Source organism: Candidatus Kirkpatrickella diaphorinae (assembly GCF_025736875.1).
Classification (GTDB): Bacteria; Pseudomonadota; Alphaproteobacteria; order Acetobacterales; family Acetobacteraceae; genus Sorlinia; species Sorlinia diaphorinae.
The window spans coordinates 83,756-102,649 of sequence record NZ_CP107052.1; the positions used below are offsets into that span (position 1 = coordinate 83,756).

Here is an 18,894-nt window from a genome sequence, read left to right on the forward strand (position 1 = left end):
ATAATGGTCAGAGAATGCTGTTGATTAGCGGTGACGGGAAATCTGGCGCTCAAGGGCCGCAATCAGCGTTTCGATCTTCCCGCCATTGCGCGCGAGGTAGGATGAATAATCCTGACGCTGGGTAAGGCGCATACTTGTGCCCTCTCCCATAAGATCCACGACTTTGAACCCGTCATGATCCACCACAAGCACCTGCATATTGGCGACAGGCTGGTGTGGGCGCATGATTTTCGCGCTCACGACGGTGCCGTTTCCGTTTGATGAGGGGAGGCTGCCCGTCACCTCAAGCGAGACACCGCGATATTGGCCGATCTTCTCGGACACGGCATTGACGAGCACCTGGTTAAACAACTCAAGGTAGCGCGCCCTCTCTGCCGGTGTGGCGATGCGCCAGTAACGTCCGAGGCAGAATTTGCCGATGGCTTCAATATCAACGTTTTTCTGCACCAGCGGCAGGATGGCCTTTTTCTTGGCCGCCATAGACTGGTCACTATTGACGACGGCCACGACCTGGCCACCGAAATCACTGACAAAATGGGAGGCGTCTTTATCGAGGGCAGACGCCTTTGGCGTGGAAAGCGCAAAAACGCCCAAAACCGCAAGAATGCAAACCGAATGTCTGCGAAATTTGAAGAGTTTCATTGAATGCGGTCCTCAATCAATACCAGTTTGGAACGGTAGCGCGGTGATCATTGCGTAAAGCTTCAACCTGGCTGGCGCGGTTCTGCTGCCATGCACTGCGAAGAAACGCATACGGGTCCAGAGAGTCCTGTTCGAGGTGGTCAAGAGAGTCGATCTGGTTCGCAAAATTATTGAAGGCCCCCGTAACGTTGTAACCCCAATTGAAGGTCAGGAGGTAATAGCCGCGCGGCACGTAATTGATGGGAGACAGGCCCTGAGCGATGGCGAAGCCCGACGCATCGCGGAAAGTATTGGGGCCAACCCCGGGGAGGAAGAGATAAGGGCCGCTCGGCACACCCCATGAGGCCAGCGTCAGGCCCGGGTCACTGTCATGGTGCGGATAACCGACCGAACTCGCAACGTCAAAGATGCCTGCCAGACCGACCGTCATATTTATGACATATCGCGTAAAGTCATCTCCGGCACGGCGCGGCTTGCCTGCGCCAACATCACTGAAGAACACGGAAGGCATATACCAGGTTTCATTGATGCTGCCGATCGCATTGCGAACGGGACGCGGCACCGCCCATGCCCACGCCTTGCCGAGAGGCCGCAGCGCCTTATGGTAGGCCCACATATTAATGTCATACATCTTGCGGTTCACGGGCTCGTATGGGTCGTTGGCTTCCTTGTAATCAGCAAGTGCTTCCGGGTCTTTCGGCGGTTCAGCACGCCAGGACGCGCATCCATTGAGGAAAAGCGCAACGGCCATGCCGGTTATCGCCGTTTTAAAAGAGTAAAATCGACGGAAAATCGTCGCGAATTTTATACGTCTTCCAACGATGGGAGGGTAATATTGATCACAGGAATTTGTCATTCGGGTCCTCTAATCGTGGGGAAGACAACGGCATTGTAAACGAGTCTTTCCGTCACTTGGATGCATTTTGCCACCCAGCAAGTCAAAATTGGCGTCTCCGCCCTCAGATTTCATACATCACGATGATGCGCAGACGTCCGTTGACGGCGCCAGATCCGTTTATAGCGGAATCCAGGATAGAGCATCGATGCTAAATAACTGTTTAGTGCGGATCTACACTTTCAAACAAGATACCACAATTGCGAAACCCTCGAAATATGTGAAGCCGTGGTACGAAGGCGTCAGCCCCGGCACAGTTTCATGTTTTTTTAACGGGGTGTGGACGGTTTGTCAGCGCGTGCATTGTCGTCATTGATGCGGGGAACTTACAATCTGCGATCCCTTTTAATGCGGTCCCACGCGCCATTAATCTGCGCCATTCTGTCATCCGCCTCCCGCCTTGCGGCGTCGGAGAGGGGTTTCTGACGGGCAATATCGGGATGATGCTGTCTGATCAACGCCCGCCATCGGGATTTGACTTCCGCATCACTCGCGCTGGGGGCCAGTCCTAAAATGCGGTAAGCCTCGACCGCGTGGGTCGCGGGGGGTGGCCGCCCTTCATAAAACCGGTCCCAACTCCCGGCCGGAAGGCCGAAAAGCTGATGAGTGCGGCGCAGGAAACGGATTTCAGCAGGGTCAAGATCATGACCCGGTCTCACGTCGCTCCGCGCGATCGTGAAAAGAGCGGTGAGGAGGTTTTCAAGCGGGGACGGGTCATGTCGGAAGGCACGCCCAAGCTCGCGCGCATACATTTCAAAATCATCGACACGCAGGCGCGCCTGATCGAATAACATGCCGATTTCGCGCACATTATCGGGCGGGAACTGGAATAATTGTTTGAAACAGGCAATTTCCGTCCGGTTCACAGGCCCGTCCGACTTGGATAATTTCGCGCTCAGAACAACGAGGCCAATGGCAAAAAGCTGGTCCGTCTTTCCCAGAAGCGCGGCCATTTTTGCTGCACCGAGAAAAGCCGCGCCATGCGGGTCCGGCGCGCCCTGGCTGCGCCATCTCTCACCCCAACCCCCGGCAGGCCCTTCAAGCAGGCGACCATTATCGGCGGCATGGCCGAGCCCCAGCCCCATCAACGCGCCGATCGGGCCGCCAACCGCGAAGCCTGCAATCCCGCCAAACATTTTGCCCCACATGCCCATGCCCTCAACTTATCACGCCCACGGAACGCGCATCAATCTCGACAGGAAAGCTGTTGCGGCAGCCAGGTCAATCAGCAGTGACTGAGAGGGTGAAAGGCGCCGCCATATCATGGTCGCGCAGTCCGTTAAGCCCGGGCATGACGTCGATTTCATAACGTTCCTTATTGGTTAGAAGCATGTCGAAGTCACGTCCCTCCACCCCGTAACGACTATCATAAATCGGCAGGCGCGCCGGAGAAACCAGTTGGAACGAGACATCCCCCTTCTTGCAGGCGAGATGAATGCGGATCTCCCGAGGCTGATCAAGGGTGAATTGATAACGCTGCATCGCATCCCGCGCGACGTGGCCTTCAATCACAGTGGCCGAACCAGCGGCTGACAGGGTCAGATCATGCAAAGGAGGAGGCGCGGCGCCTGACGTCACCCATGCTACAACATAGAGTGATAAAGGAAGGTGTCGCAAACGTCGGATCATCACCTGTCCCCACCCGCGCAAACGGCGTGACGGGTGATGCATCACGATGCGTCGTGCTTTGTCGCGCCGCATGAGGCGAGTTCTGCCTCCAGATGCTTCAGGACGGCGAGACGCAATGTTGAGGCGAGGGACTGGTTCTGATCACGTTCCGTGTCGAATTTGACAATGATGCTGGCCAGGGTGCGCTCACCCGCCATCTTTTGAAGACGCGCCCAGAAAGCGTTTTCCAGCGCGATGCTCGTGCGGTGGCCATTTAATGAGAAGCTCTTTTTGACCAGTTGCGACATAGGCGGATCCTCTTCGGCGCGGCTTTATTCAGCGCAGATTTCGCGGCTGCGCAGTCGCGTCCCGGCCCAGCGCGCCGCTTCAGCGATGACGGGGTCGGTATCATGTTGCAGACGCCACGTTTCTGGCAGCAGGGCGGGGCGGCCCGCATTGCCGATGGCGATGAGGACATTGCGGATAAACCGGTTCCTGCCAATCCGTTTAATCGGGGAGCCCGAGAATGTCGTGCGAAATGCCGTATCGTCAAGGCGGGAAAGCGCCTGTAAGGACGGCGCGACCAGGTCAGGCCGTGCGGTCAGCTTCATTTCCGCCGTCATTTGCGCAAAGCGGTTCCATGGGCAGACAGCAAGGCAATCATCGCAACCATAAATACGGTTTCCGATCAAAGGCCGCAACGCCATGGGGATGGGGCCGTGATGCTCAATCGTCAGGTAGGAGATACAGCGACGTGCATCCAGCGCGTAAGGTTGTGGGAAAGCCCGGGTGGGGCACACATCCAGGCAGCGTGCACAGTTGCCGCATTTTCCGGCCCGGTGCGGGCTCGGTTCAAGCTGGGCCGTGGTGTAAATTGTGCCGATAAAAAGCCATGAGCCCGCATCCCGTGAGACAAGGTTCGTATGCTTGCCCTGCCACCCCAGCCCGGCTTGCGCGGCGAGGGGTTTTTCAGCAACGGGCGCCGTATCGACAAATACCTTTACCTGCGCATCCCGGTCATATTTGATGATCTGATTGGCCAATTGCTTCAACCGGCCTTTAACAACATCATGATAATCCCGATGGCGCGCATAGACGGAGATATTACCACAATCCGGTTTGTGCAAGGTCGCCAGCGCGTCGCCCTCCGGCGCGTAAGACAGGCCGAGACTGATGACGCTTTTCACCTCCGGCCAGAGATGACGCGGCTGCGCACGGGCTTCCATACGCTCTGCCATCCATGACATGGTGCCATGCCGCCCGGCAGCGACAAATTCCCGCAAGCGTGACAAAACGTTATCGGGCAGATCGGCCGGGCTGAAACCCACGCTGTCAAAGCCCAGTAAGGCCGCGTGATGCCGGATATGATCTTCCAGTGAGCGCGTCACGGCACGGGTGGAAGGCGGGGTTGCGGCCATTCATCCAGCGACCAGTCGCCGCGCCCCCAGTCATCTCGCATCTTCTGGGCTGTCGCCTCGAACGTCCCGCCCATAATGGCGGCGCGCATCTCCTGCATCAGGCGCTGGTAATAAGTGAGATTATGCCAGGTCAGAAGCATGGGCGCCAGAATTTCACCCGCGCGGAAAAGATGGTGCAGATAAGCGCGACTATGCTTCGTGCAGGCGGGGCAGGGGCATGTTGGGCTGATGGGGCGTAAATCTTCCGCATGGCGGGCATTACGCAAATTCAGCGTGCCGCGTTCCGTATAAGCGCGTGCAGTGCGCCCGGCGCGGGTTGGCATGACGCAATCGAACATATCAATGCCGCGCGCCACCGCGCCCAGCATATCATCCGGCGTGCCAACCCCCATCAGGTAGCGCGATTTATCCGTCGGGAGGCGTGGGGCTGTGACATCCAGCGTCTGAAACATCAGCGCCTGACCTTCCCCGACCGCAAGCCCGCCGATCGCGTATCCCTCGAAACCGATATCCATCAGGGCTTTAACCGATTGCACCCGTAATTCCGGCTCTGTCCCGCCCTGCACAATGCCGAACTGCCCGTATCCCGAGCGTGGCACGAAGGCTTCGCGGGATCGGGCCGCCCAGCGCATCGAGCGTTCCATGGATTGGGCGAGGTGTTCCGGCGTTGCGGGCAGAGCCGGGCACTCATCGAAGGCCATGGTGATGGTCGCATCCAGCGCGTGCTGAATATCCGTGCTGCTCTCCGGTGTCAGGCGATGTTTGCTGCCGTCAATATGGGAGTTGAACGTCACCCCGTCTTCATCCAGCTTGCGCAGCGCGCCGAGTGACATGACCTGAAACCCGCCGGAATCAGTCAGGATGGGGCCGGGCCAGTCCATCATGCGATGAAGCCCGCCGAGTTTACGTACGCGCTCAGCGCCGGGGCGCAGCATCAAATGATAAGTGTTGCCAAGGACGATGCCCGCACCTGTCGCGCGGACGCTCTCCGCCATCATGGCCTTGACCGTGCCCACCGTCCCGACGGGCATGAAACTTGGCGTCGGAACATCACCATGCGCCGTTTGCAGAATGCCGGCACGCGCCTGGCCATCCTGCGCGTGGGCGATCCATTTCATGTCAGTCATGGCAGACATCCTCACGACGGAAAATCAGACAGGCATCACCGTAGGAATAAAAGCGGAAACCCGCCGTGATGGCTTCTTGATAGGCCCGCTTCATCACCTCTGTCCCGGCGAAAGCCGAGACAAGCATGAATAAGGTCGATTTCGGCAGGTGAAAATTGGTGAGAAGCACGTCCACCACGCGGAAGCGATAGCCGGGTGTAATGAAGATCGACGTCTCCCCCCGCCATGCGGCGACCGTGCCGTCCTCGGCCGTCGCGCTTTCAAGCAGGCGCAGGGTGGTCGTCCCGATGGCAATGACACGGCCGCCCCGATGACGTGTTTCATTGATGCGTTGCGCCGTTTCCATCGACACCTCGCCCCACTCCGCATGCATGACATGCTGCGACAAATCGTCACTTCGGACAGGGAGGAAGGTGCCCGCCCCGACATGAAGTGTCACAGTGCAACGTTCAGCACCCGACGCGTCAATGGCGTCCAGAAGGGCGGGGGTGAAATGCAGCCCCGCTGTCGGTGCCGCGACCGCGCCTTTCTCTCTCGAAAAAATCGTCTGATAATCGATGGCGTCCTGCTCTGTCGGGCCGAAAGGCCGGGCGATATAAGGTGGTAGGGCCAGCGCCCCGCAGCGCGTCAGGAAAGCGTCAAATGCCGCGCCTTCTGCAGAAAAGCGCAGCACAACGCCGCCATCACCCTCATTTGACATGATCTCAGCGGTAACATTGTCATCTGAAAATGTCAGCTGATCGCCCGCATGGAGCCGCCGCGCGTTGCGCGCCAGGGCGTGCCAGCTTCCATCAGGCAGGATGCGATCAAGGGTGATCCCGATTTTTGCATGTCCCCGCATGGCGTCGAGGCGCGCTTTGATGACTTCCGTATCATTCGCCACAACAAGGTCGCCGGGGCGGAGGAATTGAGGGAAATCCCGCACAGTCGCGGTCGGCAGTCCATCAGGCAAAAGGGCGTCGGCGTTATCTGGCGCTGGGATGACAAGAAGGCGCGCGGCCTCACGCGGTCGCGCAGGCGACGTCGCGATATTTTCAGGAGGAAGGTGGAAATCAAAATCGGCCGTCCGCATCATGCCGCTCGTTTAGGCTGAAAGTCACGGTAAATGCCAGCTTAAAACGCGTCGCGCATGATGCGGCTTCGGGTTGGAAGGCGCCTGCTAACGGCATGGGATGCCGGGCGATCGGTGACGCAGGCTGTTGTCAATGCGCTTGATGAGATGATGATCGCTGTCGGGTGAAGGCCGATCTATTTGGATAGTGACGGGTAGAGGGCAGAAGCTGGCCGCAAGTCAGGGCGCACCCTCAACGCCTTTCCGTTCGACACGAGTTTCGTTGTGAGAACGTCAAAACTTCTGTAATCCCAAAGACTGAGCGTCGATTATTAACGGCGTTTGGAGGGAATATCATGTCATACGCTTTATTGGATGCGACGCGTGTCGCCAAAGCCGCAAAGATGTCGCTGGTCGCACTGGGCCAGGTTGATGCGCCCTCAGAGGCGCATCTTCGCCGCAAAACGCTGGTTGAACGCATTCAGGCCCTGGCAGAGGCGGCCGCCTGCACGCAGGGGCCGAATGGCAATCTCATTACGCTGACATCGGAGGAATTCTGGCTGATCAGTGAAAACTGGTGAGGTCAGGCGCGCTTTTCAGGCTTTTCTGACAGTTCCGGCGGAAGCAACCGCGCCAGCCCCATGGCAAGCGGCGGCGCGATCGCGAGCACGGCGAAAAGCCGGAAGATTTGCATGGCCATGACGAAGCCCCGATCAACCGGAAGCGACATGGCAATGATCGCGACTGAGTCTGACCCGCCAGGGCTGGTCGCGAGATAAGCGGCAAGGTAGCTTGTATGCATCAGCTTCGCGATCGGCCAGGCGATAAGGGCGCAGCCGATGATCAAAATCAGATTCGCTGTGACCACCGCCGGTAAGGCGCGCCAGGCATGATGCACCGCTTTACGTGTGAAGCGCCCCCCGATCACCCAGCCAAGTGCCAGGTAACTCGGCGCGAGCAGCCATAAAGGCAGCTCGGCTGTTTTGCCGGTATAAGTTTGCGCGACGATGGCGATGAAGAGGCTCAGCAACATCGGCGCGGAGGGCAGGCGCAATCGCCCCCCGATCACGACGGCGATGACAAGGACGATCAATGTCTGGAGCAGGGAGCCGGGGGATTGCATGGTCAACCAAACGGGCGGCGTGTGGCCGGTCATATAATGATGCCCGACCGTCGTCGTCAGGCAGGCGACAAGGATGACCCGCATATAAGCCATGAAGGCCACGAGGCGCTGATCCGCATTGAAGGCCTCACATAAAAGCACCATCGTGCTGGCAGAGCCGGGCGACGCGCCCCAGAGCGCTGTGCTGCCCGGAAGAATCTGCATCCGCGCCAGGACGTAACCGATAATGTAGCTAAGCACGATGACCGAAAAAACACCGATGACGAAAATCGGCCATTGAGAGGCGATTTCCTTCAGATAATCGAGATGCAGGGCGTGGGCCATCAACAGCCCGACCACAGCCTGCGCCACGACAAAGGTTGACCGTGGGACCGCAATCATCCGATCAAACGAGGCAAATATAACGGCCGATATGATCGCGCCGATAAGCAAAGCTGCAGGAAGCTGGATGTAAAAGAGAATACTTGCCGCAAGAGCTGAGGTGGCGGCGAGAAGAATAAAGTTTTTCAGCTTATCACTCCTGGACGGCGATAAGTGCGCGCGTCTCTCATCTCAAAGGCCGCGTCCCGAATGGCTTCAGGCCGCATTCCCGTTTCAGGCCAGGCGCGGCGCGACGGAGTGTTGTACACGCGACACCTCTTAAGAGGAATACGCGCTACGAAGTGGGACGTTTGCGGAACGCATCCAGCCGCACAATCTGTGCATCACCATCACTGGCTGCCGTCACGGCTTCTGCTGAAATATCTTCCGGCGTTGCCTCAGTCGGTAAATCAGCCTCAGCCTGGATATCTGCCGGTGCAACCGGCTGGAAGCCCAAAGCGACGCCGACAGAAGGGTCGGTAAAGCCGGTAATCGCGCCGAATGGAATCGATAATTTGCTGGCGACACCACCGAAGGAGAGCCCGACCGTGAGGCGGCGTGCCTCGCGATCAACATTGAGATCCCAGAATTGATGCTGCAGGACGATCGTCATTTCTTTCGGATATTGGGCGCGAAGCGCTGCAGGAATGTCGACGCGCGAATCATCGGTCTGGAAAGCGATGTAAAAATGATGCTCACCCGGCAACCCGTTGGCCTGCGCAAATTCGAGGGCGCGAATCATGACCTCGCGGTAGGAGTCTTCCAGCCATTTATCATAGGGAAGGAGGCTCGTCGGCAGGTCGCCCTGGCCATTATCGTCGGAAAAATCGCTCATTGCAGGTTGCCCATGTCATCTTGTCTTGAGCCTGTAAAGGACGGGGCCACCTTACACCAAAGGCAACCCATTTGTTAAGTCACCTGATTGTGGGAGGCTTCTGTTGCCCGGTGCCTCCCGAACCGCGCTTATCGCTTATGCAGCGACAGCGAGCACCTTTGAGTTGTCATTGGCACTTGTAAGTTAGCCCGATAACGGCGGTACAATGCCGAGCAAAAGACAAGTCTTTACCACGCACGTCGAGACTGTTTCGTCCCCATTGACCGCGGCGGGGCGGTTATATGGTGGAGACGCCGGGCACTGCCCCCGGGTCCGTAACGATTATTCCACTTACCGTTTATCGCCATAGCCAAGGGTTTCCCCTCCGGCGCGACGATTATAAGTGCTCGCCATGCGAAACACAAGCACGATGCGTCCGCGTCACACGCGCCTCAAAAAAATCCTATCCGTATGTAGGTAGGTTGTTGTTCATCGAGCAAAAAATCGTGTAGCGTCATGACATGGCACTTTCTCCCGAACATATCGCCGAGATCGAAGCGCAACGCTGCGCGCCCTCTGAAACGCTTCGGCCCAGTGTCGCGGCGTTGGAGGCTATCCTCTACAAGCCTTTTCAGGTGCTTGATCACGGCTTCGTGCGCGTGATCGATTATATGGGCGATGATTCGGCCATCGTGCAGGCGGCACGCGTTTCCTACGGGCGGGGCACCAAGAAGGTGCTTGAGGATCGCGGGCTGATCCGCTACCTCATGCGGCATCGCCACTCAACGCCGTTTGAGATGTGTGAAATCAAGTTTCACATCAAATTGCCGGTCTTTATCGCGCGTCAGTGGATTCGCCATCGCACCGCCAACGTCAATGAATATTCCGCGCGTTACTCCATCCTCGACCGGGAATTTTACATTCCTGCGCCGGATCAGCTTGCGCAGCAGAGTAAGGTCAACCGTCAGGGGCGTGGGGAGGTGCTTCCGCCGGATCAGGCGGCGAAAGTGCTCGATATTCTGCGCGAGGATGCGCAGCGTTGTTACGCTCATTATGAGGAAATGCTCGATCCGGACGGCCATAATGTCGCGCGTGAGCTGGCCCGGATGAATTTGACGCTCAACACTTATACCCAATGGTATTGGAAAATCGATCTCAACAACCTTATGCATTTCCTTAGCCTGCGGATTGATGCCCATGCGCAATATGAGATCCGGGCTTATGCGGAAGTCATGACGGAAATTCTGGCGGCCTGGGTCCCGAATGCTGCCGAGGCCTTCCAGGATTACCGCGTCGGCGCGCACATATTTTCCGCCTCCATGCTGTCCGTTCTGCGGCGACAATTGAAGGGTGAGAAAGTCACGGTTGAGAATTCCGGCCTGTCAAAGCGGGAATGGCAGGAAATGCAGGACGCATTGCAAGCGGGCTGAGCAGGAGATGTCGGACCTTAAACATCTCTTCCGCAATCCGCCTGACATCCCGCCGGATGATGGCCCGCCCCGCGCGCCAAGCTACACGCTTCTCGTCGTTATGGCGCTGGCACTCATCGCCATATGGGCGGGGATACATTTTTTCTGGCCGATCCCCCGATCGTAATCACCTCATTACACGTTGTGTCCAAGCGACATTTATCGTGATCTCAGCCTGACGGGAGACGCGGCAGGATTGACAAATCCCGGCACGACGTGTCGGATGAGCGGGTTCCCTGCACGTTCAAATGAGGAGATCCAGCCATAACGGGGTCGGGTCGACACGCATCAAATTCCAATAGCCGTGCCCCTCTCAGGCATGGCGCATGGCTCGCCTGTTTCGGTGTCGTTTTTCTATTCCTGACGGGCTGCGTGCCATCTCCTCCCTCCCATCCGGAAAATATATGCGCAATTTTCAAGGAAAAGCGCAGTTGGTATCGGGCGGCGATCCGGCAGGAGAAGAAATCGGGTGTGCCGCTCAATGTGCCGATGGCGATCATTCATCAGGAATCGGGTTTCCACAGTAACCTGCATACACAGCGCACTTACTTTTTATGGGTGATTCCTTGGGGACACATTACTTCCGCCTACGGCTACCCCCAGGCGCAGAATGGTGCATGGGCGGATTATGAGCGGGTGAATGATACAAGTGGCAGCCGGGAGGACTTCGAGGATTCGCTTAAATTCATCAATTGGTATGTGACGGAGACGCGTCGCATCAATCACGTGCCCGTTTACGACGCGCGCCGCCAATATCTCGCCTATCATGAAGGGTGGGGCGGTTATCAGAAAGGCACATATCGTCGAAAATCATGGTTGGTGCGTGTGGCGGGGACTGTCGGTCGTCGCGCCGCGCGATATCGACGCCAATTTGCCCAATGTCGTGAGTCGCTTAAGGTTCATGGTTTCTGGAGCTGGTTATTCTAAGTCCGAGATGGCCGGGCAACTCTCTCAATCAGGCGTTTCACGCCCCCTCTCAGGCGACTTTCTGGCAGCCTTCCGGGATGTGCTGCCGCAGGAAGGCACCAAACTCCATGAATGCCTGTTGTCGCGGGTCTGACGCGCGCCAGACCATGCCAATCTGGCGGCCACCTTCCGAGACAGGGAGGCAGGAAATCAAGCCTTCCCACTCTGTCCGATGTTGCAAGGCCAGTTTGGGGATCAATGAATATCCTTCCCCAGCACCAATCATATGCCACAACATTTCAAGGCTGGTGGCGAGGCGACGATTTTCCCCGCCGGATGATTGACACAGCGAGAGGGCCTGATCGCGCAGGCAATGCCCGTCCTCAAGCAGAAGAAGATCATCACCGCGCAAACTATTGATGTCGATGCGTGTCTTGCGCGCCAGCGGGTGATTTTTGGGGAAGACCGCCTCGAAAGGCTCATGGAAAAGCGGCAGGGACTGAAGGTTTGTCTGGTCGCACGGGAGGGCGGCGAGGACAATGTCCAACTCTGTCTGCGCCAACCTCTCCAGCAATCTATCGGTTAGGCCCTCCGTTAATTGCAACTGAAGCTGAGGGTATTTCTCCCGGATCAGGGGGATCAGGCGTGGGACATAATAAGGGCCGAGCGTCGCGATAACCCCGATGCGCAGGACACCCTCTAACGGCCCATCAAGTGAGCGCGCCATTTCCACCATAGCGCGGGCGGCTGCCACGACATGGCGTGCGGAATGGATGATCCGCGCGCCATCCGGCGTGGGTGCAACATGACGGCGTGTGCGTTCGAAGAGCTGGACATTGAGAAACGCCTCCAGCTTGCGCACCTGCTCGGACAGTCCCGCCTGGCTGACGCCGCAGCGTTCAGCCGCACGGGAGAAATTCCGCAGGTCATCGACGGCGACGATATATTCAACATCGCGCAGGGAAAGTCCGGAGAGCGTCATGTATGTCATTGTGACAGGTTACATCTATTTAAAATTATTTACAAAAGGTTTTGTCTATTAAACTCATCGATATAAACTGTTTCCCAACCCTGTCCATACGTGGGATGAAAGGGTCGTTAAACAACGATGATGTGTTTAAAGGGAGCAAAGATATGCCGCGCATCAATTCAGTCATCAAATCGTTTGAGACCGACGCGTTCCATAATGGACAGTTCACCAAGGTGACGGATAAGGACCTCAAGGGCAAATGGTCCGTCATTTTCTTCTATCCGGCGGACTTTACTTTCGTCTGCCCGACGGAGCTGGAAGATCTCGCTGAGAATTACGCGACATTCCAGAAGCTCGGTGTTGAGGTTTACTCAGTTTCGACGGATAAACACTTCACCCACAAATCCTGGCACGAAACATCACCGGCGATCGGCAAAATCAAATTCCCGATGCTGGCGGATCCGACGGGCCAGATCTCACGCAATTTCGACGTGATGATCGAGGAAGCGGGCCTCGCAGATCGTGGCACCTTCCTGATCGATCCGGAAGGGCGCATCCAGTACATCGAGATCACCCCGGGTGGCGTCGGCCGCAAGGCGGAAGAGCTGATCGAGAAGGTGCAGGCCGCGCAATATGTCGCGTCGCACCCGGGTGAAGTTTGCCCCGCGAAATGGAAAGAGGGTGGCGAAACCCTGAAACCCTCATTGGATCTTGTCGGCAAGATCTGATGCTTCAGGGCGCGGTGAAATATCCGCGCCCCATGCAGGATCGGCAGAGGAGGCATTAATGCTTGAAGAAACCCTCAAATCGCAATTACAGGACGTTTTCGGGAAAATCGAAACGCCCGTCACCTTGCGTGCATCCCTTGATCATAGCGACGCCGCGTCAAAGATGAGGCAGTTCCTGACGGAATGCGCCACTTTGTCCGATAACATCGCGCTTCATGAAGATGGTGGGTGGGATCGTCAGCCTTCCTTCTCTGTCGCTGCGCAGGATGGGACGGAGTCCATTCGTTTCGCTGCCATCCCGATGGGGCATGAGCTGACGTCTTTCGTCCTCGCCGTGCTTCAGGTTGGTGGTGTCCCAGTCAAATTGCCGGAATCGACAATCGCGCAGGTCCGCGATTTGAAGGGCGACTTTCAGTTTACGACGTACATCTCGCTTTCCTGCCAGAATTGCCCGGAAGTGGTGCAGGCCATCAATGCGATGTGCGTCCTCAACCCCGCTTTCAAACATGTAATTGTCGATGGCGCGCTTTTTCAGAACGAAGTGACGCGCAAGAACATCATGTCCGTGCCGCAGATTGAGCTGAATGGTGCGCCCTTCGCCTCCGGGCGTATGGATGCGATGGAGATCCTGGCGAAGCTTGACGACGCGGCGCCGGCAAAAGCCGCGCAACAATATAAGGATGCGGCACCCTTCGATGTGCTGATCATCGGCGGAGGCCCTGCCGGGGCCGCGGCGGCGATCTACGCAGCACGCAAGGGCCTGAGGACGGGCATCATCGCGGATCGCTTTGGCGGTCAGGTCATGGAAACAGCGGGTATCGAAAATTACATCTCGATCCCGGAGACGGATGGCCCGAAATTATCCGCTCAGTTTGAATCTCATGTCCGCGCTTATGACGTGGAAATCATTTCGGGCCAGAAGGCGGAGCGGCTTATTCCCGCGTCAAAACCGGGTGCTTATCATCAGATCGCTTTGAGTGGGGATGTGCTGCTCTCCTCACGCACCATTATCTTGGCGACGGGGGCACATTGGCGTCACCTTAATGTCGCGGGTGAGACTGAATATCTCACAAAGGGTGTCGCATTCTGCCCGCATTGCGATGGCCCTTTCTACAAAGGCAAGCGCGTCGCTGTCATTGGTGGCGGGAATAGCGGTGTCGAAGCGGCGATTGATCTGGCCGGAATCGTCAGCCACGTGACCCTTTTGCAACGCGGCACGCAACTCAAAGCTGATAAGGTTTTACAGGATAAATTGCGCTCCATGCCGAATGTCGACATTAAAATGGAGGCATTAACGCAGTCTATTGCAGGGAATGGCGAGACAGTTGAGCATCTCGTTTATAAAGATGCGTCCGGCGAGGATGTGACCCTGCCCGTGTCAGGGGTTTTTATCCAGATCGGCTTGCTGCCCAACACAAATTGGCTCGGCAATGCGCTTGCTTTGAATCCCCAGGGAGAAATCATTGTTGATGTGCATGGCGCGACATCCGTCCCCGGCATTTTCGCTGCGGGTGACGCCACAACGACGCCTTATAAGCAGATCGTCATCGCTGTGGGTGAGGGTGCGAAAGCGGCTTTGGGGGCTTTTGATTACCTCATCCGCACGCCGGACCCTGCGGCGTCTCGCCAGAAAGAGGCCGCATTGGCTTAAGTGCATCAATCCAGAGAGCGTCATAGAGGCGGCCCCGAGAGGGGCCGTTTCTTTTGAGCGCGGTCTTAGAACGGCGTGCGGATTTCGCATCCAGTGACTCGGCGCTGGGATGACCCGGGAAACGTGAGGCCGCACAGGACAGATTCCATTTGGATAGCGCGATGGACATGACCGGTTAAGGGGTTTGTGTTCAGCTCTGATTTATATCATCTCGCGAGATGGTCGCGATGCGCGCTGAGCGCCTTGCGGACGCGCCGCGTTGAGAAACCGAATTGAACGGAGATCACGACGATTGTCAGCAAAAGGCGGTCACATTTATCCGAGCGCAAAGGGCTATCAAACCCCGAAACTAAGAACGCGCAGCTTCAAACTGCGCGTTCCTAGGATGGCCTCTGACGGAGGTGGGCATTACCAGTGCTTGAATCGATGCTTTGTTAGAATCTTCGTGCGGTACAATGCTGCCCGTTTTTCTCATTGATGACCTGCCGCGAACAGGCGGGTCATCCCCCAGAATATCAGCGCCAGCAAACTCACCGCCGCGCCCAGAACACAAACGCCCTGCCAGCCGGAATGCGCATAAGTGACGGTCGTGCTGATCGCCCCGAGCCCGCTTCCGACCGCGTAAAAAATCATATAGAGCCCGACCAGCCGACTACTCGCTTCAGGGCGGTTGCGGAAGATCAAACTCTGGTTGGTGACATGCAGGGCCTGACCGCCCAGATCAAGCAGCACAATGCCAATGATCAACGCCCATAATGATTGCCCCAATAGTGAGATGGGCCACCAGGCGACCAGCAAAATCAATAATGCTGCGGCACTCGTATATTGGGCATAACCGCGATCAGCCAGATGCCCGGCACGCGCGGCGGCCAAAGCGCCGAGCGCGCCCGCCAACCCGAAAGCCCCGACGGCGGTGTGATGGAAATTATAAGGCGGGGCACTCAATGGCAGAACAAGTGCGCTCCAGAAGATATTGAAGTCTGCGAACATCAACAGCGCCAGAACGCCGCGCACCTGCAGCACTTTGTCCTGCCGCAGCAGCGTGAGCATTGAGGCGATCAGCCGGAAGTAGCTTAAAGCATGCGGGTCGCGCGGCAAGGCGGGCAGACGACGCCATAATGGAAGCGCGATCGCCAGCATGAGAATCGCAGAGCTGACATACACGCCGCGCCAGCCGGCAATGTCACTGATACCGCCCGCAAAGACGCGGGCCAAAAGCAGGCCAATAAACACGCCGCCCTGCACCATGCCGACAACCTGCCCCTGCTCCTCCGGCAAAGCGGCACTTGCTGCATAGGCAATTAAACCTTGTGTCATGGCCGTCCCGAGCATGCCAACGGCCAGCATCCCGACCAGCAGCACCGGCGTGGAGGGCGCCGTGGCCACGACAATGAGCGCGGCCACCAGCCCCAGTAACTGCCATGCCATGAGCCGACGTCGGTCAACGCGGTCGCCGAGCGGAACCAATAGCAATAAGGCCAGAGCGCATCCGACCTGCGTTGAAGTGACCACGCCGCCAACAACAGCACGGCTGATGGAGAAATCTTGCGCCAACGTGTCCAGCAGGGGCTGCGCGAAATAGACATTCGCGACACTCATACCGCTGGCGATCGCAAACAGCACTGTTAACCCGCGCGACATTGTCGACGTTCGGGGAGAGGCAGAGTCCCAACTGGGCAATGCCGAGCTTTCGGAAGAAACTTTCATGTTCCGTCATCCAAATAATTCGGTTGCAAAATACAACTAGTTGAATGCTACGTCACTTAGTTTTAAAAAGCAACTCATCAGACGTCACTTAACCTGAAACCCGGATGTCATATGTCTAAGCGCAAGCCAAAACTCTATGAACCTTGTCCTATCGCGCGTTCCGTCGATATCTTCGGGGACCGATGGTCACTGCTGATTTTGCGGGATGCTTTCGATGGTAATCGCCGTTTCGGCGACATCCAGCGGAGTCTGGGCGTCGCGCGCAACATTCTGTCACATCGTCTGCGCAAGCTTGTTGATGCGGGGATCCTGAAGATGCAGTCAGCTTCGGACGGATCGGCCTATCAGGAATATGTTCTGACGGCCCAGGGTGAGCGCCTTTTCCCCATCGTGGTCGCGTTGCGACAATGGGGTGAGCGACATTTATTTTCGTGCGGGGAGCGACATTCCCACCTGCTTGAAAGGGCGACCGGCAAGTCGGTGCCCCTGATGATTCCCGTCGCGAGGGACGGCACGATCCTGACGCCCGAGGCGGCCTATGTGGAAAAGGTCATTTAATAGACGCGGTCTGAGCCGGTCGCTGACTGGGCATTTTTATCCCGTTGCTGATATCGGGAGCTTTGCCCTGAAATTGTGGGTCAGGGGGTTCACCGGCCAGCCATGACGGCTCGGGCAGGTGAGCGTAATAACTCTTACGGGCACCGTGTAACCCGTTGCCTTCCTCACGACTCCGCTTCTGCGTGACGTAAGGAGTCGATCGGCCCTCGCCTTTCAGGAGGTGATCCATGGCGGGTTGTTTACGGGCAGCCGAGTCGCATTGTGCCATGTCGCGCGGGGCGTTCAGCGGGCGCATCGGTGGTGCCGCGCGCGTGCACCCGGCAGGCCGGGGCCGCGCTTGCGGCCCGCGACTTGCGCGGCGACTTGTCAGGCGAGCGACCGCACCGCTTTCAGGGCGCGCTCAATATCGGCTTCGTTGTTGACGATGCCTGCCGAGAATCGCACGGACGGATTCGCATATGGCGACGGACTCGCGATGATGCCTTTGCTGCGCAGACGTTCGCCGACCTCTTCAGGCTTGATCTGATCCACCTCGAAACAGACGAAACCAGCATGCAGGTCCCGTTTTGAAGGGGTATGCATGGTGACGTGCTTCATCTTCGATAAACCCTCAATCAGCCAGCCATTGAGATCAAGAATACGGTTGGTGATCCGGGTGCGGCCGATGCTTTTATGGAACCCGTAAGCCTCCGTGACAGCCCATTGGTGTTCATAGGCAAAGAAGCCTCCGGGGCTGATCCGGGCGGCTTTGACAGGCCCTTTCGGTGGTTGACCCGCGCGCCAGGCTGCCATCAGCGCACTATCCATCAAAGAAGGGACGGTCGGCTTCAGAAGTGCCCAGCTTTCATTACGTCCCCACACCATGCCCGTGCCATGCGGCCCCAAAATCCATTTATGTGTGCCTGCTGAGAAGAAATCGCTTCCCTGGCGCGCAATATCCTCATCAAGGACGCCGAAACCATGCACGCCATCCACCACGAGCAGCACGCGATCCGAGTCATCGCGATTGCGATTGACCTTGGCCAGAGCGTCACCAACGGCCCGGATGGGAAGCACGACGCCCGTGCCGGAATGAACCCATGTCACGCCCACAACCCGCGTCTCGGGTCGGATGGCTGAAATGAGTCGGTTCACCATCTCATCCGCCGAAGCTTTGGCGCTCGTATCATAGAGCGTGATCTTGCGGACCTTGGTGCCCGTTTTGTCGGCAGCGAGGCGGATGGATTCGTGATGCGCGTAAAATTCGTGCGTCGTCGTCAGGATCTCCTGACCGGGGCGCAGTTGCAGGCCGCTATAAATCAGCGACAGTCCCCATGTCGTGCTGGCGGTGAGGGCGATCTCATCCGGCTTGCCGCCGACATATTCCGCAGTTGCCTCGGCAACATTGCGCCACAACATGTCGCGTTCCTTCATGAACATATGATCGTCAAGGTAGGAATAGGGGTTCGCGTTGAGCGCGTCGCGGTAGCGCTCGATCGCTTCCTGCACAGGTGCCGGATAGGAGGCGAGGAAGAAGTTGGCCAGATGGGCCAGTTTGGGATCAAGCTTGAACTGCGCACGCACGGATTTCCAATCGGACGGATCAAGCGTCGGCTTCCGCGTGGCAGCGTGGGCTTTACCACTTGCTAATCCCAGCATCATGCCTGCTGTGGCGATCGTCGATGACCCTTGGAGGAATTTACGGCGAGAGGTTTCCATTTTTACACTCCTTGATTGTTTTGATGAAGGGCGGGGTTAAGGACCAACCCGGCGAGGCGTTGCGTTACAGGCGCGTTGCCGCCTTCGGATCCAAACTTTGTTCCTGCGGTGCCAATCTGCGTTGACTTGCGGGGAAACTTGCGACGGGATGTTTCTGGCTGATCCTCCT

20 protein-coding genes and 1 other RNA gene are annotated in these 18,894 nt (G+C 57.4%); 7 read left to right on the top strand and 14 right to left on the bottom strand.

The annotated features are described in order from the left end of the window. Positions 1-24: 24 nt before the first annotated feature. From N5W20_RS00420 to queA, 8 genes are all read right to left on the bottom strand, one after another. Positions 25-642, bottom strand: coding sequence for an MlaC/ttg2D family ABC transporter substrate-binding protein (locus N5W20_RS00420; protein WP_319806979.1), 618 nt, complete (start codon positions 640-642; stop codon positions 25-27). 16 nt (positions 643-658) lie between these two features. After that, on the bottom strand, positions 659-1,393 hold the full coding sequence (locus N5W20_RS00425; protein ID WP_319807894.1) for an MlaA family lipoprotein: 735 nt from the start codon (positions 1,391-1,393) through the stop codon (positions 659-661). A 470-nt stretch (positions 1,394-1,863) separates the two neighbouring features. Further along, positions 1,864-2,691 carry a TerB family tellurite resistance protein gene (locus N5W20_RS00430; RefSeq protein WP_319806980.1) on the bottom strand — a complete coding sequence of 276 codons (828 nt, stop codon included), beginning with the start codon at positions 2,689-2,691 and terminating at the stop codon, positions 1,864-1,866. 67 nt (positions 2,692-2,758) lie between these two features. Then, on the bottom strand, positions 2,759-3,238 hold the full coding sequence (locus N5W20_RS00435) for a hypothetical protein (RefSeq protein WP_319806981.1): 480 nt from the start codon (positions 3,236-3,238) through the stop codon (positions 2,759-2,761). Next, on the bottom strand, positions 3,208-3,453 hold the full coding sequence (locus tag N5W20_RS00440) for a ribbon-helix-helix domain-containing protein (protein ID WP_319806982.1): 246 nt from the start codon (positions 3,451-3,453) through the stop codon (positions 3,208-3,210). Before N5W20_RS00440 ends, N5W20_RS00435 begins: the two co-directional genes overlap by 31 nt. Positions 3,454-3,477: 24 nt before the next feature. After that, positions 3,478-4,563: a tRNA epoxyqueuosine(34) reductase QueG gene (queG, locus tag N5W20_RS00445; protein WP_319806983.1), complete on the bottom strand. Its 1,086-nt coding sequence runs from the start codon at positions 4,561-4,563 to the stop codon at positions 3,478-3,480. Then, positions 4,530-5,690, bottom strand: a complete 1,161-nt coding sequence (gene tgt / locus N5W20_RS00450; RefSeq protein ID WP_319806984.1) for a tRNA guanosine(34) transglycosylase Tgt — start codon at positions 5,688-5,690, stop codon at positions 4,530-4,532. Before tgt ends, queG begins: the two co-directional genes overlap by 34 nt. Beyond that, on the bottom strand, positions 5,683-6,765 hold the full coding sequence (queA, locus tag N5W20_RS00455; RefSeq protein ID WP_319806985.1) for a tRNA preQ1(34) S-adenosylmethionine ribosyltransferase-isomerase QueA: 1,083 nt from the start codon (positions 6,763-6,765) through the stop codon (positions 5,683-5,685). The genes tgt and queA overlap by 8 nt, the downstream gene beginning before the upstream one ends. Positions 6,766-7,097: 332 nt before the next feature. Between queA and N5W20_RS00460 the strand changes: the two genes are divergently transcribed. Further along, positions 7,098-7,322, top strand: coding sequence for a hypothetical protein (locus tag N5W20_RS00460; RefSeq protein ID WP_319806986.1), 225 nt, complete (start codon positions 7,098-7,100; stop codon positions 7,320-7,322). Positions 7,323-7,324: 2 nt separating this feature from the next. Here N5W20_RS00460 and N5W20_RS00465 read toward each other — a convergent pair whose 3' ends face one another. From N5W20_RS00465 to ssrA, 3 genes are all read right to left on the bottom strand, one after another. Continuing rightward, the gene (locus N5W20_RS00465; RefSeq protein WP_319807895.1) at positions 7,325-8,374 is read right to left on the bottom strand and encodes an AbrB family transcriptional regulator; all 1,050 of its coding nucleotides are present in this window, start codon (positions 8,372-8,374) and stop codon (positions 7,325-7,327) included. A gap of 145 nt (positions 8,375-8,519) precedes the next feature. After that, positions 8,520-9,059, bottom strand: coding sequence for an SspB family protein (locus N5W20_RS00470; protein WP_319806987.1), 540 nt, complete (start codon positions 9,057-9,059; stop codon positions 8,520-8,522). 88 nt (positions 9,060-9,147) lie between these two features. Next, positions 9,148-9,467: a transfer-messenger RNA gene (gene ssrA / locus N5W20_RS00475) on the bottom strand. Positions 9,468-9,559: 92 nt separating this feature from the next. Here ssrA and thyX point away from each other — a divergent pair. The 3 genes from thyX (at position 9,560) to N5W20_RS00490 (ending at position 11,434) form a co-directional block, all read left to right on the top strand. Continuing rightward, positions 9,560-10,468: an FAD-dependent thymidylate synthase gene (gene thyX, locus N5W20_RS00480; RefSeq protein ID WP_319806988.1), complete on the top strand. Its 909-nt coding sequence runs from the start codon at positions 9,560-9,562 to the stop codon at positions 10,466-10,468. 7 nt (positions 10,469-10,475) lie between these two features. After that, complete coding sequence (locus N5W20_RS00485; protein WP_319806989.1) at positions 10,476-10,634, top strand: hypothetical protein; 159 nt, start codon at positions 10,476-10,478, stop codon at positions 10,632-10,634. Between the two features lie 245 nt (positions 10,635-10,879). Then, the gene (locus tag N5W20_RS00490) at positions 10,880-11,434 is read left to right on the top strand and encodes a transglycosylase SLT domain-containing protein (protein ID WP_319806990.1); all 555 of its coding nucleotides are present in this window, start codon (positions 10,880-10,882) and stop codon (positions 11,432-11,434) included. A gap of 49 nt (positions 11,435-11,483) precedes the next feature. Here N5W20_RS00490 and N5W20_RS00495 read toward each other — a convergent pair whose 3' ends face one another. Further along, positions 11,484-12,404 (bottom strand): hydrogen peroxide-inducible genes activator, encoded by a 921-nt coding sequence (locus N5W20_RS00495; RefSeq protein ID WP_319806991.1) that lies wholly within the window; start codon positions 12,402-12,404, stop codon positions 11,484-11,486. Between the two features lie 143 nt (positions 12,405-12,547). Here N5W20_RS00495 and ahpC point away from each other — a divergent pair, with 143 nt between their 5' ends. Both ahpC and ahpF read left to right on the top strand, forming a co-directional pair. Next, complete coding sequence (gene ahpC / locus N5W20_RS00500) at positions 12,548-13,111, top strand: alkyl hydroperoxide reductase subunit C (protein ID WP_319806992.1); 564 nt, start codon at positions 12,548-12,550, stop codon at positions 13,109-13,111. 58 nt (positions 13,112-13,169) lie between these two features. Further along, positions 13,170-14,762, top strand: coding sequence for an alkyl hydroperoxide reductase subunit F (ahpF, locus tag N5W20_RS00505; protein ID WP_319806993.1), 1,593 nt, complete (start codon positions 13,170-13,172; stop codon positions 14,760-14,762). A 471-nt stretch (positions 14,763-15,233) separates the two neighbouring features. On the opposite strand, the gene N5W20_RS00510 is transcribed toward ahpF, so the two are convergent. After that, entirely contained in the window at positions 15,234-16,469 is a 1,236-nt protein-coding gene (locus tag N5W20_RS00510) for an MFS transporter (protein WP_319806994.1), read from the bottom strand. 111 nt (positions 16,470-16,580) lie between these two features. On the opposite strand from N5W20_RS00510, the gene N5W20_RS00515 reads away from it, so the two are divergent. Then, positions 16,581-17,027 (top strand): winged helix-turn-helix transcriptional regulator, encoded by a 447-nt coding sequence (locus N5W20_RS00515; RefSeq protein ID WP_319806995.1) that lies wholly within the window; start codon positions 16,581-16,583, stop codon positions 17,025-17,027. 366 nt (positions 17,028-17,393) lie between these two features. Here N5W20_RS00515 and N5W20_RS00520 read toward each other — a convergent pair whose 3' ends face one another. Beyond that, positions 17,394-18,725, bottom strand: coding sequence for an aminotransferase class V-fold PLP-dependent enzyme (locus N5W20_RS00520; protein WP_319806996.1), 1,332 nt, complete (start codon positions 18,723-18,725; stop codon positions 17,394-17,396). Positions 18,726-18,894: the final 169 nt, after the last annotated feature.